Raw genomic sequence first — 23,676 nt, 5'->3', positions numbered from 1 at the left:
CGGCGCCGGTGGTGTGTCGATCGGCAACTGGTTCAACCGATTCGCGTTCGCGGCCAAGTACGCCGAGCGGAACATTCTGTTCTCGGGTGCGATCGGCTCGGATTCGAAGATCATCTTCAATCGCAATCCGCGTGATCGCGTCCAGCAGGTGGCGCCGTGGCTGACCACCGACGGCGATGCCTACCCGGCGGTGGTCAACGGCCGCATGCTCTGGATCGTGGACGGTTACACCACGCTGGACAACTACCCGTACGCCCAGCGCACCTCGCTGGACGGCGTGGTGGAGGACAGCATCGACCAGACCACCGGCCGGCTGTTGCCGCGTAAGGAGGTCTCCTATATCCGTAATTCGGTGAAGGCGACCGTCGATGCCTACGACGGCACCGTCTCGCTGTACCAGTTCGACAAGACCGATCCGGTGTTGAAGGCGTGGAGCGGTGTGTTCCCGAATACCGTGAAGCCGGAGAGTGCCATCAGTCCCGAACTGCGGGCGCACTTCCGCTACCCGGAGGATCTGTTCAAGGTGCAGCGCGAGATGCTCGCGACGTATCACGTGGACGATCCGCGAGAGTTCTTCACCAACAACGCCTTCTGGTCGGTGCCCAATGATCCGACGCAGGAGGGTGCGGCCAGCGGTGCGCATCAACCGCCGTACTACGTGCTGGTGGGCGACCCCAAGACGGGTAAACCCGAGTTCAGCCTGACCAGCGTCATGGTGGGCTATAAACGGAACTTCCTGTCCGCCTACATCCAGGCGCATTCGGATCCGGACAACTACGGCAAGTTGACGGTGCTGAAGTTACCCCCGGATTCACAGACGCCTGGCCCGGGTCAGACCCAGACGTCGATGACGACCAATGATCAAGTGTCACGCGACCGGAACCTGCTGACCGGTGGCAATGTCAACAAGATCAAATACGGCAATCTGCTGACCCTGCCGGTCGGTGACGGCGGCATCCTCTATGTGGAGCCGTGGTATCTGGAACGAAACACCGGCGGCACCAACGCACCGTCCTTCCCGCAGTTGGTGAAGGTGCTGGCGAGTTATCGAGACAAGGTCGGTTACGGCTCGACGGTCAAGGAGGCGTTGGAGCAGGTCCTGCCCGGCACCGGCAGCGCCGCCACCGATCAGCCGAATCAGACTGTGGCGCCGCCGAATCAGACGGTCGCTCCGCCGAACCAGGGCACGGTCGCTCCGCCGACTGGTTCGACGGGTTCGGCGGGTAAGGATGCCGCGGTCAAGCAGCTCAACGATGCGCTCAAGGCGGTGCAGGACGCCCAGAAGTCGGGCGACCTGGGCTCCCTGGGCAAGGCATTGGAGAATCTGCAGACGGCCGTGAACGCCTACCAGACGGCGGGACCGTAATCATCCGGGCTTGAAAAGCCCTGCTGCACAATGAAAGGCGCTGCCGTCCACCGGACGGCAGCGCCTTTTGCCGTCGCGACCCTGTGCTATCGCGCCGGCCGGGATCGCAACAGCGGCGGCTGCGATGTGGATTTCACTGTCGCCAGGACCGGGGTGGTCTCCAGCGTGCGGATCGCGTCGAAGGCGCCCAGCTTCTTCGTGAGATAGGTGTGCAGACTCGCCGGGTCGGGGCATAGTGCCTCGGCGATGAGGTTGGTACTGCCGGTGGTCGCGGCCACGAACGCCAGTTCCTCATGCCGAGCAAGGGCTTCGGCGACCCCGTCGAGCTTGCCGGGTGCGACCGACGCCCACAGCATTGCCCGCGTGGTGACACCGAAGACCCGGTCGTCGACATCGACATCGAAATAGAGTGCGCCGCCGGCCCGCAGATCCGAAATATGCCGCGCCACAGTGGATTGCGATAGTCCGGTGGCCTCGGCCAATTGCGCCAGGCCGGCGCGCCCGTCCGTACGCAGGGCAGCGAAAAGCAGCTCATCGGTGGCTGATTCAGCTCGCAAGGTCGTGTTCTCCTCGAGCAGCCGCAGTTTTCGCTGCTGCTCGGGATCGAGCACGGCGAGGCGACCGGGCCACGCGGTCGGCCCGCCCAGGTAGGTGTGCAGCACATAGTGCGCGGAGATGCCGGTGATCGCCGACGTGCGCGGCAGATCGTGCAACAGCAGTGCGGGCGCATCGAATCCGGGTCCGTCGACAATGAGGAACACCTCGGTGCCGCCGGAGGTGAGCATGACCCAGGTGGTGTCGGTGCGCTGCGCCAGCGCCCGGGCCAGTTGCGCGCTCGCCGAAGGCGTGGTGGTGAGCCGCACCAGCCACTGGGTGGTGCCGGTCTGCCCGGGATCAGGCCGTCCGACCACCCGCAGCCCGAACTCCTCGCGCAGGCGGCGGTAGCGGCGCGCGACGGTCTGGGTGGAGACGCCCAGCACCTCGCCGATTCGATTGAACGGCGCCCGCCCGTCGATGTGCAGGGCATGGATCAAGCCGCGGTCCACCTCGTCCAGCATGGAAGAAATCCTCGCACGAGTGCCTCGAATGGAAAATGATCGCAATCAGAAGGCTGTGGATGGAGTCGATCGATGCCCCGCCTCAGGCTGAGACGAGCGCGGTGATCATCCGCGACAACGTTGAACTGGGGAGTACTGATGATTCTCGTGACCGGAGCCACCGGCACCGTCGGGCGTGCCGTGATCGACCGGCTGCGCGCGCTGGGCACGCCGGTGCGGGCACTCGTGCGGCGGCCGGAGACGGCGAACCCGCCGGCCGATATCGAGGTCGTGCGTGGCGATCTGGGTGCACCGGCGAGTCTCGCCGCCGCACTGGACGGGGTGGACAGCGTCTTCCTGCTGTCGGCCGGCCCCGAAATCCCGGTGTACGACGCCAATGTCGCCGCGGCCGCGACCCGTGCCGGGGTGCGTCACCTGGTGAAGCTCTCCTCCGGGCGAGCCGGTGACGATGCCGCCACCGATCCGATTCCGGCCTGGCATCGCGCCGGTGAGCAGACGGTGCGCGAGAGCGGCATCGACTGGACCATGGTGCGCCCGTTGGGATTCATGTCCAATGCCCTGCACTGGGCCCCGGGCATCCGGGCCGTCGATACCGTCCGCGCCCCGTACGGGCAGGGCCGTATCGCGGTGGTCGATCCCGAGGACATCGCGGCCGTCGCCGTGGCGGCGCTGACCGAAACCGGCCATGCCGGAAAGGTTTACACGCTCAGCGGCCCGCAGGCGCTGGCGCCGGGGGAGCAGACCGGCATCCTCGCCGAGGTGCTCGGCCGTCCGCTGCGCTACGAGGAGATCTCGGCCGCCGAGGCGCACACCGCGCTGCTCGGCTTCGGGGTGACTCCCGAGCTGGCGGATGCCGTGATGGCTTTGCGTGCAACGGCTTTGGAGTCTTTCACCTCGGTCATCCATCCCGCGGTCGAAGAGGTGACGGGTCGTCCGCCGCGCAGTTTCGCGGACTGGGCGACCACGCACCGGGCCGAGTACGTCAGCGGATAGCCGAAAACCTGTGCCGTACAGCGGCGGTCAGCGTATCGTGCCAGCGGGTTGTATCTATAGAGAGATGCGCTGCCGTCATCATTGACGGCAGCGCATATCGCTACGTCCGGTATGAGAGTAAGGAGCCGGGACCTCAGCGGCCCCAGGACTCGATCAGCGCGGAGTTCTGATCCAGGACCTGGTTGAACTGGTCCTGGACGCCGAACTGCTGGGCCAGGCCGCCGGCGACGCTCTTGGCCTGGTCGATCGCGGCCTGCCGGTCATTGGGGAGCGGGGCGGGGGCGGGAGCAATGGGCTCCGGAGCGGCTTCGGGCTCGGGCTCGGTGTTGCCGGTGCGGAGGTACTTGCCGCAGACGGGCCAGGCGCCGGCGCCCTGGGTGGCGAGCACGTTCTCGGCCACGCGGACCTGTTCTGCCTTGCTGGCGCTGCTGGGGGAGCCCGCGCCGCCATTGGCGGCCCAGGTGCTCTGCGTGAACTGCAGACCGCCGTAGTAGCCGTTGCCGGTGGCGATTCCCCAGTTGCCGCCGCTCTCGCACTGGGCAACGCCGTCCCAGTCGTGCGCGGCCGCCGAGGCGGTTGCGGAGAAGCCGAACGGGACGGCAACAATTGCGCCTGTGACGGCCAGCAGGCCGAGGGTGCGGGAGTTGATCTTCCGGTTCTGTTTCATCGTTTGTCCCTCCCTGCGCCTACCAACCCGGCGAGTAGCTGTGCCGTGTCCCTGTCCCCAGGGGCTCTGGGTACCAAACCGCGGGACAGGATCTCCGGCGTGCAGCGGTTCGGTTCGGTGCCCATCTCAGGTTTGATCCGGGCCGAGTACGACGGTAACGAGTAAATCTCGGCAGATCACGTCTTGGTAACTCTTGATTACTTCGGAATTGCATGAAGCGAATAACCGGTAAAACGTTGTTCATGCAGGTTGGCTATGGTGCATTTCGATATTCCGATCGGTCTGTTATATGACCGTGATGTGATTTAAGTCACGGAGCAATTGTGGGGTCGGTCACGTTTTTTGCCCTCGAAACCGGGGACGCGCACAGAAATGAGTTGTGACGCGGAGGATTTTCACCTCCAAACCTCCGCTTCCGCACCGTCTGGACGGTCGGCGTATCCGCCGTGACACGCTCCATGATCGTCTTCGTAACCTGCCAAACCCCATCTGACCAGCCGATTTGGCACTGACGCGGACCCGTGTGTAATGTTGTGTTCACCGACGCGGGGTGGAGCAGCTCGGTAGCTCGCTGGGCTCATAACCCAGAGGTCGCAGGTTCAAATCCTGTCCCCGCTACTAACAACGAAGGCCCTCGAAGAACTTCTTCGAGGGCCTTCGTTGTGTCTGTAGCCGGCCGATTACCGTTGATGCTGCGATATGCAGGCTCGGTTGGTGTGACCAGGGATGGAGCAGCCATGTGGGATCCGCAGCAGTATCTGGCCTTCGATGATCATCGGGCGCGGCCGTTCTTCGATCTGGTGACCCGGGTGCGGGCCGAGAAGCCGCGCCGGGTGGTGGATCTGGGGTGTGGTCCCGGTAACCTCACCGTCTCCCTCGCGGAGCGCTGGCCCGAGGCCGCGCTGGAGGCCTCGGATTCCTCCCCTGAGATGGTCGCTGCCGCGCGGGAACGCGGGATCGATGCCGTGCTCGGCGATGTGCGTGACTGGCAGCCCGGCGCGGATACCGATGTAGTGGTGTCGAACGCGGTGCTGCAGTGGGTGCCCGGCCATCAGGATCTGCTGTCCGCCTGGGCACGCGAGCTGCCTGCCGGAGCGTGGCTGGCCTTCCAGGTGCCCGGAAATTTCGATGCGCCTTCCCATCTCGCCATCCGCACCCTCGCGGCGCGGCCGCAGTGGCGCGAAAGACTGGCCCCGGCAAACCTTCTCGAGCCGCGCGCCGTCCTCGATCCGGAGGGCTATGCGCAGCTGCTGGCCGCGGCGGGCTGCACCGTCGACGCCTGGGAGACCACCTACCTACAGCGCCTCACCGGCGCCGACCCGGTTCTGGAGTGGGTCACCGGGACCGCGCTGACCCCGGTGCGTGACGTCCTCGACGATGCCGGGTGGCAGGAGTTCCGGAGCGAGCTGGCCCCGCTGTTGCGCACCGCCTACCCGGAGCAGGCCGACGGCAGCACCTGGCTGCCGTTCCGCCGCATCTTCGTGGTCGCCCAGACCGCGATCTGATCGTTATCGACGCAGGTAAACACAGCAATCGCACAGGTGATTCAGGAGTAGTACACGGGTTTCGGCCGTTGAATAGGGGAGTGCTGGTTGGCAGCACCCCCCGTGAGGCCGAGTCCCAGGAGGTCGGGCCATGCACACCGCAGCCCTCGAGATCGGATCTGCCGCAGTGCCCGCCCATCCTGACGAAGAGGTTCGATTCGTCACCGTCGCAGGGGCGGCGGTCAGTCGCCTCGGCCTACGTAATATCAACGCGGATGCGGTCGCCACCGTTACCGATCCCCAGACCGGGCGCGCCGCGTTTGTCGTCGCGGACGGTGTCGGTGATCATCTGGCGGCCGCACGGGCGGCGCGGATCGTCGCGCGGGTCGCGGCCCGAGTGGCGGTGACGCAGGGTGCGCGTGCCGGAATCCTTGCGGCGCAAGCGGAATTGCTGCGTGAACTGCCCGAGGCAGCTGCCGACAGCGTGCTCGTCGTCGCGGTGCTGCCGGCCGACGGACAGCCGGACGGGCCGTGCGATATCGCCTGGGTGGGTGACTGTCGCGCCTACTGCTGGAACGGCCGGGTGCTGCACCTGCTCACCACCGATCACACTGTGGCCGAATACTTCCGGGCGCGCGGGCAGGTGCCGATGCCCGGCATGGGCCATCTGGTCACGACCTCCGCGCGGACCACACGGCCGGAGGATATCGGCCATGCGGTCACCGGCTCGAGCGCCGGGCGACTGCTGCTCTGCTCCGACGGCGTGGGTAAGCGCCTCGAGATGGCGGCGATCAAAGCTCTTCTCGCCGAGGACGGTTCGGCGAGCAATGCCGCGACGGCGCTGGTGCAGGCCGCCCTCGACGGTGGTGGCCGCGACAACACCACGGCGCTCGTGGTGGACGCCCGGCTGCTGCCCGGCGTGCCGCCGGTGGTTCAGCGGCTGATGTAGGTCTGCGCGGCCAGGACCTGCAGGGCCGCATCGGTCGCGGTGGCGGAGTCCGGGCTGAAGGTGACCAGTCGTTGCCGCAGATCGCCGGGCAGTTCCAGATTCTCGTAATCGAGCGTCAGTACGCCGACCGCCGGATGCCGGAAGTTCTTCGAGCCGTAGGTGCGCACCGCCACGTCGCCCTCGGCCCACAGGGTGGCGAATTCGGCACTGCCGGTGGCTAATTCATCGATGAGTGCGGTCAGATCCGCGTCTTCGGGATGGCTGCCCGCGGCCAATCGTAAGGCGGCGACGGTGGCTGCGGCCACGTCGTCCCATTCCACATAGAACTCGCGAGCGGCCGCTTCGAGGAATAGCGTCCTGGCGAGATTTCCATTGTCGTGCAAGACATTCGAGATCGGCTCGAACAATCGCTCGGCCAGCGGATTGGCCGCGAGCACATCGAAGCGGTCGGTGATGATCACCGCGGGCACCTTGTCGACGAGGTCGAGCATGCGCTGCAATTGCGGCCGGACGGCGGTGGGTGCGCTGCGCTGGTCCCGAATGCGCGGCGGGTTCGCGAGTCTGCGCAGATAACCGCGTTCGGTGTCGTCCAGGCGCAGCACCTCGGCAATGGAGTCCAGCACCTCGTCGGAGGGGTGGTTGGCCCGGCCCTGCTCGAGCCGCTGGTAGTACTCGACGCTGATTCCCGCCAACTGGGCGAGCTCCTCACTCCGCAGCCCGGCGACCCGTCGCCGGGTCCGTCCGGACGCACCGGCCCGCAGTCCGACCTGCTCGGGACTGATGCGGGCCCGGCGGGACTGGAGGAATTCCCCCAGCGGATTGCGTTCTGCCATGCCGTCCAGTTTGCCTGAGGACCGGGAGCCTGGCCCTGTGAGTACCCGGAACAACGGAGGTCTGGGTAGCCCGTTGTGCGCCAGGCAATCTCATACCCATGAACGAACGGTACGACAAAGGAGCGGCCCGGCTGGCCGAGCTCGGCGGCCCGACCGCTGCCCGGCAGCGGGTGTACGACTCGCTGGCCGATATCGCGCCCGACCTGCACCGGTTCGCCGTCGAATTCGCCTACGGCGAGATCAACTCCCGTCCCGGACTCGATGCCGGGCGACGGGAACTGGTCATCCTCGGTGTCCTCATCGGCCTCGGCGCCACCGAACCCCAAGTGGAAGCCCACCTCGCCACCGCCCTCAATGTCGGACTGACGTCCACCGAACTGGTCGAGGCCGTCATCCAGGCGCTGCCGTACGCCGGATTCCCGCGCGTACTCGCCGCCATGGGCGTCGCCCGCCGAGTCTTCGCCGACCACAACCTGCTCCCCGTCAACTGACCCGAATCACAGGAGAACACAATGACTTCCGCACAGGACCGCGCCGACGTGATCGACACCGCCACCGCCATGATGTGGTACATCGACACCCGCGACTGGGATAGTTTCCCCACCGTTTTCGCGGACTCGGTCCGCCTCGACTACACCGCCATCTGGGGCGGCGACCCCTCACACGTCACCCCCGCCCAGATCCACGCCGACTGGTCCCGCCTGCTGGGCGCCTTCGACGCCACCCAGCACCTGCTCGGCAATCACCTGGTCACGGTCGACGGCGACAATGCCGTCCTCACCGCCGTCTTCCAGGCAGTCCACGTCCTCGCCAACCCCTTCGGCTCCCCACGCTGGACCCTGGGCGGCACTTACCGCATCGGCCTGACCCGCGTCGACAACATCTGGCACATCAACGACATCGCCATGACCCCCACCTGGGCCGACGGCAACAAAGAAATCCTCACCCTCGCCGCCGGAGGTGTCCGCCCCCAAGCCGCCTAACCATCCCGGGCATCCCAGATCCCCTACAAAGGTGGTCTGGGATGCCCGTTTTGGAGTTTCCCCCTACCCCGAGGTAACGTCATCCTCACACCGACGCGGGGTGGAGCAGCTCGGTAGCTCGCTGGGCTCATAACCCAGAGGTCGCAGGTTCAAATCCTGTCCCCGCTACTAGGCAAAACGGCCCAGAACCAACAGGTTCTGGGCCGTTTTGCCGTTCAATTGGCATCACGTTTGGCATCATTAGCCAAACTCAATTTCATGGATGCTGTGCCGTCGCTGGGGTTTCGCGGCGTCCCAGTATGTAGCTGGCGGCGCGGTCGGCGGCGTCTTCGTCCATGCCGGGCAGGACGTGCTGGTAGGTCTTCATGGTGAAGGCAACGTCGGCGTGCCCGGCGCGTTGGCTGACCACCTTCGGGCTGATTCCGGCCATCAGCGATGCGGTGATGTAGGTGTGCCGGAGATCGTAGAAGCGGATCTCGAGCAGACCCGCATGCGCGGCGAGACGTTTGAACCGTTCCCGGATGGAATCCGGGTGAACAGGGCGACCATCTTCGTAGGTGAAGACCAGATCAGTGTCGCGGAAATCGTCACCGTAGAGCGCTCGTTCGGTGTCCTGAATCAACTTCCACACGCGCAGCGCCGTGACAGTCTCCTCGTCGAGGGCGATCAAGCGCGCGGAGTCTTCGGTCTTGACCTGAGCGTCCTGGGCGCGCCCGGCAACGACGACCCGGCCCTCGTGTACCGACAGCGTCCCTGTGTCGAGATCCAATGAGGGCCAACGGATCCCGCAGATCTCCGCGCGCCGCAGCCCGGTGGTCAACTCCAGGCGGAACAGTGCGTAGAAGCGGTCGAAACTGATGCTGTCCATGAACTGAGTGGCCTGTTCGGGTGTCCACACCGGTCGCCGGGACCGTGCCGCGCGGGGTGGCTTGGCGTCGTCGGCGGGGTTGTCGGTGAGGTATTTCCATGCGACGGCGTCAACGAGTGCGCGGTGGATGGTGATGTGGATGTTGCGGACCGTCTTCTTCTCGAGGCCGGCCGGTTTCGGCTTCGGTATCCGCCCAGCCTTGAAGCGACGTACGGCGGAGCGAGCAGCGTGAATGGTGACACCACAAGCCTCGACCACCTGGCGAGGTGTAGGTTCCTGCCCCCGCCGCAGTTGTTTGGTCCAGTATTCGTACATGCGAATGTTGTTGTCGGGCTTGATGCGTCCGTCGACCAGCAGTTGGGCGTAGAACTTCACCAGCGTCGGCGCGGTGAGCTGCTGCAGATCACTGTTGCCCAGGCGCGGGACGATGTAGGCGTGAACGAACGCCTGCCAGTTGTCGTAGGTGGTGGCGTCGACGACCATCTTGATCGCGGGCAGCCACTCGTCGACGAAGAACTCGCGAACGGTGATTTTGGAGCGTTTCACGCGCTTGTTCTGCTCTACCGCCTTGATCGCGTCGCGGCAGGCCGCCCATGCCTCCTTCTCGGTGGCGAACCCACCCTTGGAATCGAAGACGGGTTTCCCGTCAGGGCCCTTCTCCGGCAGCCGGAACTGGTAGTACCAGGTCTTGCCGCGCTTGCGGACGTGCCCCTGCTTCATGCTGCCTCCCCGAGGTCGTCCTGTTCGAGCATCGCCTGCAGCCTGGCGGTGACGATGTAGACGCGTCCGCCCATTCGCTTCGTCGGTAGGTCGCCGGACTCGGCGAGCCGGTAGGCCGCGGAGCGGCTGATCCCAAGCAGCGCGGAGGCTTTGGGCACGGACAGCAGTAGCGGAAGCGCGCCCCAGTGATTGCGGTGGCTGGCATCCGGGTCGGGTTCGGGCATGGTCGCATCCTTTGGTCGGGTGCCGGATCGGCTAGGTACCGGTGCGGTACGACGGATATGGACCCTCCGGTGCGTTCGTTGGGTCAAGCGCCTCGTGCGCGGAATGGGTTCTTGAACCTGGGCACCCTGTACTGGCGACAAAGCTGCCGAAAATCCTTCCCGGGGATGGTCACAATTGGCGATCCGGGGGGCGGCTGCTCGTAATGACCTTTCTCGTCGGTGCCTCAATGATCACCGTCGGTGCCGGAACCGGCATTGGTGGCGTGCTGACCGTCAACTCCGTGATGAAGTGGTGGCGGTCTCGCAGAGGCGAATAGGTCGGTGAAAGCTAAGCGGGCACTGAACCGCGAATCGGCCGACCGGATCGGCGAAGTTGCCGAACGGGATCTGCAATCGGACACCGCGACAAGCGGATTCGCCGATCGTGCTGACGAGGCGTCGAACCGTAACGAGCAGGACGACGACGAGTAGCTGAATGAGGCCGGGGTGGCGGACAGGTCCGCCACCCCGGCCTATTCCGGGCAAACGCTCGGTATGTGTCATATCGAATGTGTGTTCGAGTATTGGGACGACGATTTCAGTGCCGCGCAGCGGCGCGTTGTCGATCCGCCGATGCCCGTTTCTCTGGGGGTCGGCTAGCCCAAAGGGGATTTTGCACCAGAATCTGTGCAGCTCAGCGGCTTTCGCTGAACTGCAGCAAATCACGACAGGTGTGGCGCTGGAACGCGGAACCGATGCTTGATTCGCCAGTTGCCCGTCGCCGTCGCACAAACCTGCTGGCCACCAATGCGCTGTAATGCCGATGAGCGGACGTACGTATCGCTGAAATCGGCGGCAGCCGGCCCTGGAAAAGGGCGGCTGCCTCCGGCCGGAACTGCTCGGCAACCTCAGACACCGATCCAAGGGAAGTCTTGCCGCTCGTGACTGTCACCAGTCACCCGCATCGTATTTCGCCTCGGCGTCGGCGGCTGCCTGCCACTCCCAGCTGACGATATGCAGACGGATGTCTCCCGAACCGACTTCGAGCCTGATCCAGACGCGGTAGCGGTCCCACAGCAGGGTCCCGGTCTCGCCCGGTTCGCGCCCGGTCGGTGGACCCAGAGCCTCGATCAAGCGATCACCGAATACCACGAACGTGTCGGCGAGGGCTTTCCGGCGCTGTTCCCACGGCAACGACTCATCGAGCCGGTCGGTGACGGGCAGCCAAATGTCATCGAACATTCGTTTCATGAACCCGACTGTCGCTGATCGCGATTGGATGCTCAGATCGGTACGCAGGTCGTCGCGATATTCGTTGGACCCGGTGATCGACCACCCGGCGGCGTCGCAGAAACGCTGTAGATCCTTGTCGATGTACCAAGTCCAGTCGAATCCGGCGGCCAGCGTGGCGATTCGCACGGCGCCGTCGTAGTCCGCCGGCAGCAGCAACGGGTTCTGCGCGCTGCTGCCTGTCCGCCCCGCAGACGGCGGCCCGGCGTCGTCGGGCTGCTGGTCCGCACCGTCCGCTGTCGGATCCTGCTCGTCCCACTCCAGACCCAGCCGAAATGCTTGTAGGGCTTGAGTTGTGGGTGACAGCCAGGCGCGGAAGCGCAATTGACGGCCTGGATGGACAACGCCGCCAGCGCGGACCGCTGCCTTGGTTGCAACGGCGATCTCGCGTGCTGAGCTCGGGCCGTGGGGATACATCCGAGCTCGTAGTTCGCCGCCTTCTTGGATTTCCACGCGGTGTTGGGCGTATGCGCAGAACCAGCCCTGCACGAGCCAGTCCGGGCGCTCCGGGATGCTTAACTGCCAAATGACATATGTCGCATGCGGGTACAACAGCGGCAGGTCCCGATTCAAAGAATCGAACAGTGCATCGAGATCCGATTCGAATTGTGCGAGGCCGCTAGTGGTGGGTTCCTTGAATCCGATGACTCCGACGTCGTAGCGACGGTCCTCTTCCGGCCAAGCCAGCCAACGGCAGCTCGGCTTCCACGTTCCGCGCGACCACACCGCACGGTCGGCTGCATCACGTGCTGCTGTTGGCTCGATGGTCAGTTGCACGGCGCTAGGCTCGGATCTGCGGCACAGAATCAGGGTTCTGCCGTCGCGGCGCCAGATGGCCTGAGCATCCGGGCCGCCCACCAGATCCGGAACGCCGAGCAGCCGAACGCAATCACCGAGCGCGCCGATGAACATCGGATCCTGCTGCTCGCCCGGACATGTGAAAGTCATTCCCAGACTTCGGAACTCACCGAATCCGAAACGTTCCTCAGCACTGGCTGCCTTGATGGCGACGAGTCGCGCCCCGGCAGCCTGCGCAACGAGATCGCCGGAATCGATTGTGGCGGGGCGCCCGACGATAGCCATCAGCTGTTCCATGTCGGCCCGCGACCACCGGCCGAACTCTGCTCGGAGCAGAACGGGAAGGATGTCGGCGAGCAATCCGAGGTCCACCGGGCGGCCCCAGTTGCGCGCCCACCACTCCGCGAGCGCCCGCTCAGCAGACTCGCGCTCCCTCCCAGCCGGGTTCTCAAGGTCACTCACGGCCGCAGCCTACCGCGCCCGATTCAACCACCGGCCGTCTCGAATGTGGGCCGCAAGGGGACCAGGCGCAGCGTTGGCGTCCGGACAATCGACCATTCGCGCCATAACAGGCTGGGACGTTGTGAACGCACTGTCATGCCGCATGTCGTGCGCTTCGAATCGGCCACGGGGCTTGGCTGAAAGGTCAACGCTCCGACGTCAACTCGGGTGGAGGCTGGGGTCGTAGGCGGGCGGGACGGCCGCTTGCTGTGCTGACCTGACGGGTCGGCGTGTGCGCGCGAGATGAACTCGCTGAGGTCGCCTGTTCGGATCGGGTGCCGGTGGCGAGCGGGTCTAGGATGAGATCTGTTGTCGTGCAGTGCAGATTGGTGTCGGGTGCCGGTTCTGCGCCGGGATTTGGTGGGTGAGGCTTGGCCGCGCGTGCCAGGTTGAACAGGTGCTCACGTTCGGCTTGTGAGAGTTGAAGGGCGCGCGCGACAGCATCCAGGACGTCCTCGGGCACCCCGTTGCTGTGGCCCTTCTGGGGCGGCACCGCTTTCGACGTGGCAGACCCCTCGGCGAGGCACGGAGTGCTCAAGCAAGCTCGCCTGGCTCACAGCCATCCGTTCAGCGGACAGATGTCACAGAAGGCGCCGCGGAACCGCGCCTACGACCCCATCTCCGCCATCTGCATCCTCGGGTGCGCGCGCATGCAGTCGGTGACTCCCGAAGAGAGCCGGCGGCGGTCGCTTCGATGCTGGAGAGCACCGAAGCGACCAAACCTGGTGCTGACTACATTAACCCCGAGGATTCGCCGAAATTAGTGTTGGCGCAGGAGACGGCGAAGGGTGCCCCGACCTCCAATAATTCCATTGGCCGATCAGGTTATCCATTTACACCCTTCGCGATCGCCCGAAGAACATCCGCGAACCAGACGAGACCATAGGAAATGACATAATCATCAGCGAGCATGGTTTCGATATTGCTCCACGATTCGGAGATCTGACCAATTGTCAGACTTGGCGGATCCTCTGAAACCGCATTCATCTCTGCGATCGGTACTGACCAAAAGTAGTCGTCTCCGATCGAAACAGTTTCACCGACCGACCGGCTTTTGGTATGAGCAATCAACACGTTGAATACTTCGATCAAGCGCTCATACGTTATTTCACCACCGGTTTCACGACTCACTTTCCCGCCCCTTTTCTGATGTCATCGGCCTGCTTCTTAAATTCGTTAATCTCCTGCTCTAAGTGCTTGATTCGAGAATTGATGATCTTCTGAACAACATCCGGGTTATCTTTGTTCTTTTCAAGAATACCTTGATTGTCATGGCCCCACGGATCCGCTCGGTATTCATCCAGTTTTTCTTGATGCTCTTTAGCTCGCGCCTCCAACGATCTAATCGACTTCTCTTGCGACGGCGTCAAACTACCATTGGGCTTCGGCTGAGCGCTATCAGCGGAGAGAAGCATGCCGGTGCCTACAACAACGGCACCCACTGCTGCGACGCCCAACGCTACTTCGCCGACTCCGGTAGCCATGGCGGCCACGCCTCCAACTACGCCCAGCACTCCGAGGGCTGCACGGCCCGCATTTGTACCTGCCAGATCCAAGTTGTTGACCGGGTCGGCGAACGCGTAATCGTAGGCGTTGGCCGACCCGCCGGCGATCGGATCGACTTGCAGGAACCTGCCGAGGATTGGCAGGAAAGTGCGGACACCCATCTCGATGGCCTGGACGCCAGCGAGGTGTTCGATTGCGCGTTCGTTTTGGCCGAGGTATCCGAAGTCCATGCCGCCCTGCGCAGTGGCTGCGATCGGGATATCGGTGAATTCTCCCGTGCCGGGGTCGATGTCTTGGCCGTACGGATCGTAGAGATAAATCTGAGCGGAACGAACGGCAGTGCCGTCGGCGGTGAACAGGACGTCGCCGTGCAGGTTCGGGTACGACCATGTCGTTGGATGGGTTGTCGTCGGCGGCCACCCGCCTCCGGCGGTCGACTGGGCTACGTTCACTGTCAGCAGCACCCCACCGGGAAGTTTCAGGATCCGCTGCACCATCGCACCGCTGGCGTCGAGAATGACATCGGCGCTATCTGAGGACGAGGTGAATCCGTAGTGGGTGGTGGTGTTGTTCGCTGACTGCGCCGCCCCGGTCACGCTACGAGTGATCAATCGGTTGGCCGGGTCATATCCGTAGGAGATCAGTGTCCCGGCAGTGGTTTTGGTGGAGGCATGGCGGTCGGTGGCGTCGTAGCCGAGTTGGTCGCCTCCGACTTGGGTCGTGTCGCCGTGGACATCGTAGGTCAACGACAGGGCAGTTGCGCCGGTAGTCGACAGCAGCCGATCGGCGTTGTCGTAGCAGTAGGCTGTGACCGCGGGGTTTCCCCCATCGCGTACATCGGTGAACGAAGTGCGGTTTGTGTTTGCACCGGCACCGGTGGCGGGGCCACATCCGTTGGTGCGGTCGAACCCATACGTAAGTTGGTGGTGTGGAACCGTCGCTGCGACCAGGCGGCCGACGGCGTCGTAGGTGTAGGCGTAATTGGCAACGGCCTTGCCGTCCGCGGTAGTCGTATCGTCGGTGATCCGATTACTGCGGGATCGGGTCACCGAGTCCACGACTGTGGACTGCGACGTTTTCCAGGTCAGCGCGGCCGGTACACCGGAATCGTTGCGGTTCAGTGAGTCGAGCCGAGATCCGTTGCCGTACGCGACGCTGGCCAGTTCACCAGCGTTGGTGTAGCTGGGGGTGGCGATCGAATTGCCGTCGAGGGCAATCGATGTCAGGTGCGACACGTCATCCCAGGTGTAGGTGGTCACGCTGGCCGTACCCTTGACTGTGACGGTGTTTTTGGTAAGGCGCCCCGCCGCATCGTAGACACGGTCGGTCACGACACCGGAGGCATCGGTGTATTTCAGCGGCTCCCCGAGTAGGTCGATCGCTGTGGTGATTGATCCGGACGCGTCGGTCACCTTCGTGGTCAGCGGATCCCCGCCCACCGCATAGTCGGTGGCGGTAGTGCGGGCGGGTTGCCCACCGAAGGTGGGGTAGGTCTGTTTGACCACGCGGCTGCGGGCGTCGTAGCTGGTGCACGCCCAGTCGCCGTTACCGATCCGGGAGGCCACGATGCGTCCGGCGGTGTCGTAAACCTTTTCGCTGGTCACGGCCAGGCCGCTGGCGGGTGTCGCTCCGGTGACGGTCTTGGCCAGGCCGCCCTGAATCGCGGCCGGTGCGTTCGCATCACACGGGTTCGCCCGGGTCTCTGTGTCCCCGTACAGAGTGTTGGTGACCCGCTTGTCGGGAGATCCGATATCACCGGCGGGCAACGCACCGGCAAGGCCGCGCAGATACCCGTCGCCCGGCTTTTCGTACGTATGCTTCGCGGTGAGGTTCATCCCGCCCGCGTCCGCAGTGACCGACACCGGCAACCCCAACACCGGGTCTATCCCCGCGCCCGAATCCGAGAAACCTGTAGCAAGGTGCGTGGACGGCGCGCGTTCGGTGCTGCCGCCGGAGGTATCGTCGGTGAGCGCACCAGTCGCCAACCCGTAGCGGGGTGCCAGATTCTGCCCCGGTACAGTCACCGTCGACGAGCCCGGCGGGGTCCAGGTGAGGTTCAGCGCACCCGAGGTGCCGGAGTGGTTGTAGTAGTCGACTCGGATTCGATGCCAGCTGCCGGCAGAGCCGTTGCTGTATGTGCCAGCGGCGGTGGTGACGGCTTTGTCGCTCCAGGAGTCGATCAGTAGGCCATCGTCGATCCACAACCGCACCCCATCAACGATAGTGAGCCCGATCGGGTAGTCGCCAGCAGCCGGGAATTGGATCTCGCCGGTGAACCGGCCCGACCAGCCACCGCTGTTCGTCACCGGTGCGGCGTTGGTCCAGGCCCCCGACAGTGTCCCATCAGCGGTGCCGACGCCAGTCGCCCATAGCTTCGGGGCCCCTGACAGGAACGGGTTGTCGTAGAACGCCGCCTGTAACCCGGCCATGCCCTGGTCGTAATCGGTGTGATTGTGAGGTATCGACGCCGCACACACCGACGTTGGCGTCTGCCCGGTGAAACACGCCGCAGGTGCGGGACCGTAGGTATCGGTCGGGCGATCGGCGTGGTCATAGATCGTGGTCGACCGTCGGCCCGCCGTGTCGATCACGGCTTGTGGCAGGTCCTTGCCTGGGACCCATTCCGTCGCCGTCGTGGCCGCCAAAGCATCGGTGCTGGTCAGTGTGCGACCTGAATCGTCCATCGTGGCCTTGCGGACGTACCCGCTCTGAGGGCTCAAGCCCGCTACGTTCACGTAAGCCACGTGGCCGACGAAGTCGTAGCCGTAGGAATGCTGAGCCCGAGCTGCCAGCGGGAACCCCGTCCCGGTTTGCGGCAGCGCAACGAACGTGACTCGCTGCTTCTTCTCCTTCTCGGAGTCCGCGTTACCAGGAATGTCGGCAGTGAGGTTGTAGTTGATGTCGGTCTCAACGCCGGCAGTGAGGGAAAACGGCGGCTGAGCCGCTATCCAGTCATTGATAAGCGGGGAGCGGAACTTGACCAGCGGCCCGTGGGGGCCGTCGCGGTCTTCCACCGCGTCCGTGGTCGTGCAAATGTCGGGCTTCCCCTTGGTGGGGTTGGGGTGGCAGACCTTCTGCTCCAGGATCTTCAGGTACCCGAAGTCCGATACCTCTCCGCCCGGGTTCTCGATCCGCAACAAGGTCAGCCTGTCATACCACAAACGGGTTTCGGTACCGTCCCAGTATGCGATCCGGCACAACTTGCCCTGCGGCGCACTCGTGGCACCTGCTGGTTTGGACGCACCGCCGTAACAGGAATCGCTGTTATCGGTGTTGTAGTACAGGGTCTGTGCGCGCCTCGAGACCGGGTCTTTGATCTGTGTCAGTCGTGGTGGAGTGCCCGAGTAGACGTATTGCAGCGAAGCAGGTTTCTTGCTGTCCAACACCGAGGACACCGCTGCGAGGGTGCCATCGGCGTTGAACAGCGACACCGCACCGCTCTCGGTCACCGAGATCTGGCCAGCCGCGTCGAAGGCAAGCACGCCGTCCTCGTCCGGCGGCGGCGCGTAGCCGCCCGGAGTGCGAACCCACGAATGCACGCCACCGGACGTGTCGGTCAGCACCACGGCACCATCAAGCAACTCGGCGTGGGTGTAGCCACTGCCAGGGGTGCCCAGTGTCCAGCCCGCCGGTAGCGGGGAAGTGTCCTGTGGGAACAGCGAGTCGGTTGTCACCAGCTGGGGCCGGGCTGGGTCGGTCTGTACCCACAGCTGCATCAGCGCAGGGTCCATCGATTTGTGGTAGAGCTCCACCTTGAGCGGGACTCGTTGGTTTTGCTGCAGCGCGATCTGGTTCGACCAGCCATTCAACCCAAGCTGGAACGGGTCGGCGTTGAAACGGTCGGGATGATCGTAGACCAGGGTGTTGCCCACCCAAATCCGCGCGCCATCGATATTCACACCCGTGAACTGGTAGTTCCCCGCGTAGGTGGCCTGGAAATAACCTTCCCACCGGACAACGTAATAGTCCGGTGCCAACGCCGGCGGGCGCGTTCGAGATTCCAATGCACCCGGATTCAAGTTCCCATTCGAACTCCCGAGCGGATTCGACCAGTTCAGGTTCACCTGAGACTCGTTGCGCACGAGCACTGGCGCGTTACCGGGAGTGCCGTTGTGCTGGGGATCGTTGAAATACGACGCCCGCATGCCGTGCGCTTCACCGGCCTGGGAGTTATAGGCGAACTTCACCCCTGCGCTGCCGCCCACCGCCGCAAATCCGGGGCCGCTGACCTCGGTATGGGCGTTACCGTTGAACAGGTTCACCCTCATCGGGCCCGCGTCATCGATCGGTACCGGCCCCGGGTCTCCGATCCTTTGATCCACCCGGAAGTGGCGCACCCACTGCGCCGGGGTCACGGTCACCCCGCCTTTGATCGCGGTATCGACGGTCCACGTGTAGCTGCCACCGTCATGGAGCACATATTTCGGGACCGTCCACGACGGGGTATCCAGGCATCCCGAATCCACGACACTGCCCGAGCGGCCATCGATCCCGGTCGAGACCTTGAAGCAGTACTGTGTCGCATCTCCAGAGGGGTTCGACACCGCTGAGGACTGCAACGTCGGTGTGAGGGATGCCATCACCGCGTTATCGACCGGAGTGGCTGGTGCCGAAGCCGGTGGTGCGGTGCCGTAGTCAAGTATCAGCCGGACCTGCAGTTGCTTGTACGACAAGTCACTGGTTTCACTACCGGTCAGCATCAACCAGGCATTAGGGTCGTTGGCGGCTACTGCGGCAGTGACGAAATCGGTCAGCGCCTGTGACTGCATCGTGCCGGTAGCACCGATCGGCCCGGATGCCAGCGCGATGCCGGCCGCGTTGTACCCGAGGGGGTTAGCGGCCTTAGAAACAGTGGAGGTGAACGGGTTAGGGGTGCCGGTCGTGCCGGTCTGCTGAAAGTCCAGTCGTGCGCCCACGACCGTTTTCCCCGCCACCGGTGAGAAGTCGAACCGGAAAGCGGACCGCCACAACAGGTTCTGGCCGTTGGGCAGTGAGTTGCCGACGGCGATCCCGCACGTGTTCTGGCATGAGGTGGCACCGTCGGAGCTGTATGCGAACGATGACGCGCCGGTACCGAACCCGTAGGTGTAGGTCGGGTCGACGGTGATCGGGAAGACCCGCTTCTTGTCGGTCAGCCAGCCCTTGTCGACCGACACCGACAGCGTCCACGCATCACCCTTGCGTACCAGGGCATACTTGCCACCGGTGTGCGCAGCGGTCTTCGCCTTGTCTTTGCTGTCTTTGTTCGCAGAGTCGAAGACAGCGATCGCCGGGAATGCCGCCACCTGCTCGCCCTTGGCGTCGGTGATGACAACCTCGTCGCCCTTGAGCTGAGGGGTCAATCCGTTGCCGAGCTTGAGGGTGAACGTCCACTTGCCGTCACCAACGGCCTTGGCGTTCTTGATGATCAATGCTTCTTTGACTGCACCCGGTTCTACCGTGTACGTCAGGTCCTGGCCTGCCAGTACGTCGGAGTAGGTGACCGTGGAGTCCTTGACGGCCCGTTTGACCTTCTTGGCCCCGTCGAGCGCCAGTGACACGGGTGCCTGACCGGAATCGACCTCCAGGAGCTTGGGGTCGTCGGCGTAAGGCGCGAACTGGGTGTGCGCACCGTCTCGCACGACGCCGGCTTTTTCGTTGGGCTTGTCCACGACTCGGGTGTCGATTGCCGCCCAGCCGCCGTGCCCGTCGGCGACGCTCATCGGCGTCTGCGACAGCACCACCGAATGCGAACCATTTTTGTTGACGTACGCGATCGACTTGTCCGACCGCTCCGATTCCTTCGAAGTCTTCGGATCGAAGGCAGTCTGAGTGCCTTTTATCAGCGGGGTGAAATCACCCTGCTGGCCCTTCTGATCGGACTGATCCTTCAACGGTTCCGCACTGTCGACCGGTTTGAGCAGTGGCAGATTCCGTGCGGCATCGATCGTGTGTTTACTCGCCGCTGTCGGTGTCACCATCACGTGCACTGTCTGCGCCGTCAACGCCAAAATCAATATACCGGCCACGGCAAATAGCCACGGCCGCGAACGCGTGTACTTCCACACGCTTCGCCATAACCGAGAAATCATGTCTCCCACAAAAATGTCGGCCCCGCACAGCGGGACTAGCCGAATCAAAAGATCAGGTCGAGGGCACTAAAGCCCGAAATATGCTGATGGAATCAGTCCGAATTTCCGGTTGCCGGCATCGACGCCGGAAGTCGATCTTCAGCGCCAGGTGGTACAGCCATCATCAATTTGGGTTCTCGAGCACGGCAGTTATTCGTGTCGAGTGCGCGGTGGGTGATCAGGTCATGTGTCGTACCCGGTTGCGGTGTTGCGTACTTGGTTGACGTAGGCGGTGGAGTGGTTGTAGGCGAAGATCGCTTGCCGCCACCCGCGAGCGGTGGCCAGGTCACCGCCGGAGGCGCAGAGATATCGCCCTGCCGCCAGTGCGGCGTCGTCGATGTTGTCCGGGCTGCCCGTCAGCTCTGGGGAGCTGACGGGTTTGCCGTTCTGTATTGCCGTCGCCAGAGTTTGGTAGTCCGTGCCGGCGTGGGCACCCCAGCGTTGCCAGGTGTCGGGGATGAACTGGAACGGCCCCATCGCGCGCGCGTACACCGGTCGCTGCGAATGGGAAGTCGCTGCGGGGTCGACGATCACAGCGTTGCCACCAGTGCCGTTGAGTGCGACCCCGCGAATGGGTGGACGTACCTGCCCGTCGGCGTCGATAGTGGCGCCGCCGAAGCGGGCGTGGTCGCTTTCCACGCGGGCGATCCCGGCCAGGGTGGTCCAGCCGAGATGGCAGCCCGGTTGGGCCTTGGCCATCACCACGCTCGCGTACCCGTAGGCCTGCACCGCCCGCACCGGGATACCGTGCTCGTCGGCATGTATTTTGGCCCAGTCGTGCAGCTGGTCGAGTTTGTTCTCCACCGCATCCAGCCGAATCACCGGCATCGCTCCCCCGGATCCGGGAGGTGCTGGGTCAGGGACTCGATGTGCCAGCGCACCGCAGCCAACGCCGGTCCCCGCCGCCAGGACCACCGCCAGCAGCCAGGACCCCGCAGTGGCCTTCGTGCGCGGGCCGGGTCGCGGTAAGGTTTTCGATTTCGCCATCATTTCTCGAATTTCACTGTGACAACCGATCTTTCAACCCGTCCACCTACCCGCAGGGGCGGGTCGTGGTCGGTTTGGCCGGGGTAGTGGATGGCTTGCTCGATGCAGGCGGTTTGGTGGTGGTCGAGGGCCGCGGTGGGGTGGTGGACGGTGGACGGGAGATCGTCGGCTGTGACGTTGTCGGTTTCGTTGTCTTCGCCACTAGCGGCGTCGTACTGCACGAGTTCGTCGGTGGCGGGGTCGTGCTGGGGTTGATAGAAGTTGTGGTCACCGGCGCCGTTGTAGTCACCGGAGGCACCGTGGTCACCGGGGCTGTCGTGGTCACCGGAGGTGTTGTAGTTACCGGGGCCATCGTGGTTGCAGGCGGCGTCGTGGTCGTGGTCACGGGGGGCGTCGTGGCGAGGGAGTCGGACGTCGGGACGAATACCGTCACGGTGGTCGTGGTCGTGGTCGCCGGATCCTGGTTGAGGCCCGTCCACGGTGGGAGTTGCACCGAGAAACTCCCACTGACCGACACGGTGGGCTGGTCTGTCGTGGTCGTAGTAGTGGTGGTCATGGTCTCCGGGGCGATGGTCGAGGTGTCCGTGACCGAGGTGTCGGTGGTAGGCGGAATGTCCGTGGATGGCACACCGGTATCGGTGCCGCCCGGCGCGGGCGGCAGGCCGACATCGGTGGAGGCGATGTCGGTCGGGACGGGTGCATCGGACGGTGTCGCGAAGGTGCTCGACAGGTCCGCAGTCGAATAGGGCCCGAGCTGGGTGGTCAACTCGTCGGTGCTGGAGGACATCGAATCGTCCGACGCCATGACGTTGCCGACCCGGTCGTCACCCTTCGCCTGGAAGGCGAATACACCCCCGATGACCAAGGAAAGCAGCGCGGCAATCGCACCGACACGCGGAAGCTGCTTGCGCAGGTCACGCTCAGCGACGAAGCCGACAGCCCGCTGCCAGAGCGCTGCCAGTCTCGATCCGGGGTGCACAGCATCGGCGTCGTCCTCGAGATCGCCTGCGCCACCAGGGTTGTCGACCTCAGCGGATGAGGTGACGCCCGCAGCGGCCAGGTCGTACGGGAGAACAATGATCTCGGTTACTGCGTCCATATACGCGTCGTCGGAGACGAACCCGGTGGCACCGGAATCATCGGCCGCGCTGACCGGGACGGCAATGAACTCCGTTTGCGCCTCGGGATCGATGCCACCGTGTGCCTGCACGGGAACGGCGATGTAGTCCGTCGTCTCCGGCACAGCGACCTCGCTACCGTCCAGAGGAACGAGGTCGGCGCCTCCGGAGGAGGCGTGATCGTCTCGGTTGGGTTCGATGCTGTTCATGACTCTCCACCAGTTTTCGGTAGTTTCCCCGCAATGAACTTCTGTCCGGCACCGGTGCGCAGCAACGGCTTTCGCTGCCATCAGGGACCTGAGCTCGCCGACTTTGCGGTCGGTCGGCGGATACAGATCCGGCGGAGCCCAGGGCGTTGGAAAGATTCGCTCACCGCCACGCCCGTCGACGACGTCGTGGCGACCCCGCCGAAAGCGATGTCAGCGAATGTCAGGAACCGGTCACCACACCGTGGAGGGCGCGGCCGAGGAGATCAGCCGCCGAGCCGGTGCTGAGTGATCCGCCGGAGGAGCCTCCGTTGAACGACGGGCCCGTGAACGACGATCCGCCCGAAGAGGAGCCACCGCTTGAGGATCCGGACTGGCCCGAGTTGGGAGCAGCGGGATCGGTTTGCCCTGAATTGTTCGTGTTCGCATCGATCAGCTCGGCTGCGGGACCGTTGCCGCCCGCCGGTGTCACGGCAACAGACTGCGCAGCTGCGACCGCACCCGGCACCGTGAAGGAGCTGATCAGAACAGCTGCGATAACGCCCCGGCGGACAATATTGAACTTACACATCGACAACCCCTTCATGATGAATCCGACCCTGAGGACAAACGGCCCATCAGACAAATGGGAACCGCACTGCCGCCGGCACGGACTTGAATTGCGCAGCACAGAATTGCCCCGCGCAGGAAACGCCTACACTTCCTGGGATACGCGCCAAATCAATGGCAACGCGTTCGATTACTTGCCGCTTACACCCGTCCTGGGTAGTCGCGGCTGACCCCGAAAAACAACAGCTCAGCGATGCAGCTGAACCAGCCTCACATTGCCCTCTCAGCTGCTTCACAGGATCTCGTCATGAGCAGAACTGTGCAACGCGAGTACGCAGGACGCAAGTTAGGCAAACCTGCCGATCCGAAACCCCGGAAACATTAGTGAATCTGTGGCAACCCATACCAGAGGTCCGGGACGATCCTCTTCGATCAGGCTCAACTGTCAGCACGCAGCAGACATTCGGGCGCAAGCTAGGAGCGTCGC

18 protein-coding genes and 2 tRNA genes are annotated in these 23,676 nt (G+C 64.2%); 10 read left to right on the top strand and 10 right to left on the bottom strand.

The window, feature by feature from the left end; genetic code table 11:
• The coding region (locus JWN03_RS26055; protein WP_297620319.1) for a UPF0182 family protein at positions 1-1,366 on the top strand (1,366 nt) is incomplete at its 5' end.
• An 86-nt stretch (positions 1,367-1,452) separates the two neighbouring features.
• On the opposite strand, the gene JWN03_RS26050 is transcribed toward JWN03_RS26055, so the two are convergent.
• Positions 1,453-2,424: an Lrp/AsnC family transcriptional regulator gene (locus JWN03_RS26050; protein WP_297620316.1), complete on the bottom strand. Its 972-nt coding sequence runs from the start codon at positions 2,422-2,424 to the stop codon at positions 1,453-1,455.
• Positions 2,425-2,562: 138 nt separating this feature from the next.
• Between JWN03_RS26050 and JWN03_RS26045 the strand changes: the two genes are divergently transcribed.
• Positions 2,563-3,417, top strand: coding sequence for an SDR family oxidoreductase (locus JWN03_RS26045; RefSeq protein WP_297620313.1), 855 nt, complete (start codon positions 2,563-2,565; stop codon positions 3,415-3,417).
• 133 nt (positions 3,418-3,550) lie between these two features.
• On the opposite strand, the gene JWN03_RS26040 is transcribed toward JWN03_RS26045, so the two are convergent.
• On the bottom strand, positions 3,551-4,084 hold the full coding sequence (locus JWN03_RS26040) for a transglycosylase family protein (protein WP_297620310.1): 534 nt from the start codon (positions 4,082-4,084) through the stop codon (positions 3,551-3,553).
• A 544-nt stretch (positions 4,085-4,628) separates the two neighbouring features.
• Here JWN03_RS26040 and JWN03_RS26035 point away from each other — a divergent pair.
• From JWN03_RS26035 to JWN03_RS26025, 3 genes are all read left to right on the top strand, one after another.
• Positions 4,629-4,702, top strand: a tRNA-Met gene (locus JWN03_RS26035).
• Positions 4,703-4,800: 98 nt separating this feature from the next.
• Positions 4,801-5,589 carry a trans-aconitate 2-methyltransferase gene (locus JWN03_RS26030; protein ID WP_297620307.1) on the top strand — a complete coding sequence of 263 codons (789 nt, stop codon included), beginning with the start codon at positions 4,801-4,803 and terminating at the stop codon, positions 5,587-5,589.
• Between the two features lie 130 nt (positions 5,590-5,719).
• On the top strand, positions 5,720-6,517 hold the full coding sequence (locus tag JWN03_RS26025; RefSeq protein WP_297620304.1) for a PP2C family protein-serine/threonine phosphatase: 798 nt from the start codon (positions 5,720-5,722) through the stop codon (positions 6,515-6,517).
• Here JWN03_RS26025 and JWN03_RS26020 read toward each other — a convergent pair.
• Positions 6,502-7,350: a helix-turn-helix domain-containing protein gene (locus tag JWN03_RS26020; RefSeq protein WP_297620302.1), complete on the bottom strand. Its 849-nt coding sequence runs from the start codon at positions 7,348-7,350 to the stop codon at positions 6,502-6,504. The genes JWN03_RS26025 and JWN03_RS26020 overlap by 16 nt on opposite strands.
• Positions 7,351-7,448: 98 nt before the next feature.
• On the opposite strand from JWN03_RS26020, the gene JWN03_RS26015 reads away from it, so the two are divergent.
• The 3 genes from JWN03_RS26015 (at position 7,449) to JWN03_RS26005 (ending at position 8,501) form a co-directional block, all read left to right on the top strand.
• Positions 7,449-7,841, top strand: a complete 393-nt coding sequence (locus tag JWN03_RS26015) for a carboxymuconolactone decarboxylase family protein (RefSeq protein ID WP_297620299.1) — start codon at positions 7,449-7,451, stop codon at positions 7,839-7,841.
• A gap of 21 nt (positions 7,842-7,862) precedes the next feature.
• Positions 7,863-8,333 carry a nuclear transport factor 2 family protein gene (locus JWN03_RS26010; protein WP_297620296.1) on the top strand — a complete coding sequence of 157 codons (471 nt, stop codon included), beginning with the start codon at positions 7,863-7,865 and terminating at the stop codon, positions 8,331-8,333.
• A gap of 94 nt (positions 8,334-8,427) precedes the next feature.
• Positions 8,428-8,501, top strand: a tRNA-Met gene (locus tag JWN03_RS26005).
• A gap of 88 nt (positions 8,502-8,589) precedes the next feature.
• On the opposite strand, the gene JWN03_RS26000 is transcribed toward JWN03_RS26005, so the two are convergent.
• Both JWN03_RS26000 and JWN03_RS25995 read right to left on the bottom strand, forming a co-directional pair.
• The gene (locus tag JWN03_RS26000; protein WP_297620293.1) at positions 8,590-9,921 is read right to left on the bottom strand and encodes a tyrosine-type recombinase/integrase; all 1,332 of its coding nucleotides are present in this window, start codon (positions 9,919-9,921) and stop codon (positions 8,590-8,592) included.
• Positions 9,918-10,145, bottom strand: a complete 228-nt coding sequence (locus JWN03_RS25995; RefSeq protein ID WP_297620290.1) for a helix-turn-helix domain-containing protein — start codon at positions 10,143-10,145, stop codon at positions 9,918-9,920. The genes JWN03_RS26000 and JWN03_RS25995 overlap by 4 nt, the downstream gene beginning before the upstream one ends.
• A gap of 321 nt (positions 10,146-10,466) precedes the next feature.
• Here JWN03_RS25995 and JWN03_RS25990 point away from each other — a divergent pair, with 321 nt between their 5' ends.
• Positions 10,467-10,616: a hypothetical protein gene (locus JWN03_RS25990; protein WP_297620287.1), complete on the top strand. Its 150-nt coding sequence runs from the start codon at positions 10,467-10,469 to the stop codon at positions 10,614-10,616.
• Positions 10,617-11,072: 456 nt separating this feature from the next.
• On the opposite strand, the gene JWN03_RS25985 is transcribed toward JWN03_RS25990, so the two are convergent.
• The 5 genes from JWN03_RS25985 to JWN03_RS25965 form a co-directional block, all read right to left on the bottom strand.
• Positions 11,073-12,674: a DUF6301 family protein gene (locus JWN03_RS25985; RefSeq protein ID WP_297620284.1), complete on the bottom strand. Its 1,602-nt coding sequence runs from the start codon at positions 12,672-12,674 to the stop codon at positions 11,073-11,075.
• A gap of 864 nt (positions 12,675-13,538) precedes the next feature.
• On the bottom strand, positions 13,539-13,844 hold the full coding sequence (locus JWN03_RS25980; protein ID WP_297620281.1) for a hypothetical protein: 306 nt from the start codon (positions 13,842-13,844) through the stop codon (positions 13,539-13,541).
• Positions 13,841-20,290 (bottom strand): PA14 domain-containing protein, encoded by a 6,450-nt coding sequence (locus JWN03_RS25975; RefSeq protein ID WP_297620278.1) that lies wholly within the window; start codon positions 20,288-20,290, stop codon positions 13,841-13,843. Before JWN03_RS25975 ends, JWN03_RS25980 begins: the two co-directional genes overlap by 4 nt.
• Positions 20,291-20,512: 222 nt before the next feature.
• Positions 20,513-21,157, bottom strand: a complete 645-nt coding sequence (locus JWN03_RS25970) for a murein transglycosylase (RefSeq protein WP_297620276.1) — start codon at positions 21,155-21,157, stop codon at positions 20,513-20,515.
• Positions 21,158-21,362: 205 nt separating this feature from the next.
• On the bottom strand, positions 21,363-22,643 hold the full coding sequence (locus tag JWN03_RS25965; RefSeq protein WP_297620274.1) for a hypothetical protein: 1,281 nt from the start codon (positions 22,641-22,643) through the stop codon (positions 21,363-21,365).
• Positions 22,644-22,966: 323 nt separating this feature from the next.
• Here JWN03_RS25965 and JWN03_RS25960 point away from each other — a divergent pair, with 323 nt between their 5' ends.
• A complete protein-coding gene (locus tag JWN03_RS25960; protein ID WP_297620272.1) occupies positions 22,967-23,419 on the top strand; it encodes a hypothetical protein in 453 nt (150 codons plus the stop codon).
• The last annotated feature ends 257 nt before the right edge of the window (positions 23,420-23,676 follow it).

It is taken from the genome of Nocardia sp. (assembly GCF_025465275.1).
Classification (GTDB): Bacteria; Actinomycetota; Actinomycetes; order Mycobacteriales; family Mycobacteriaceae; genus Nocardia.
The sequence above is the reverse complement of the archived record's forward strand: the minus strand, read 5'-3'. Positions and strand labels throughout refer to the sequence as shown.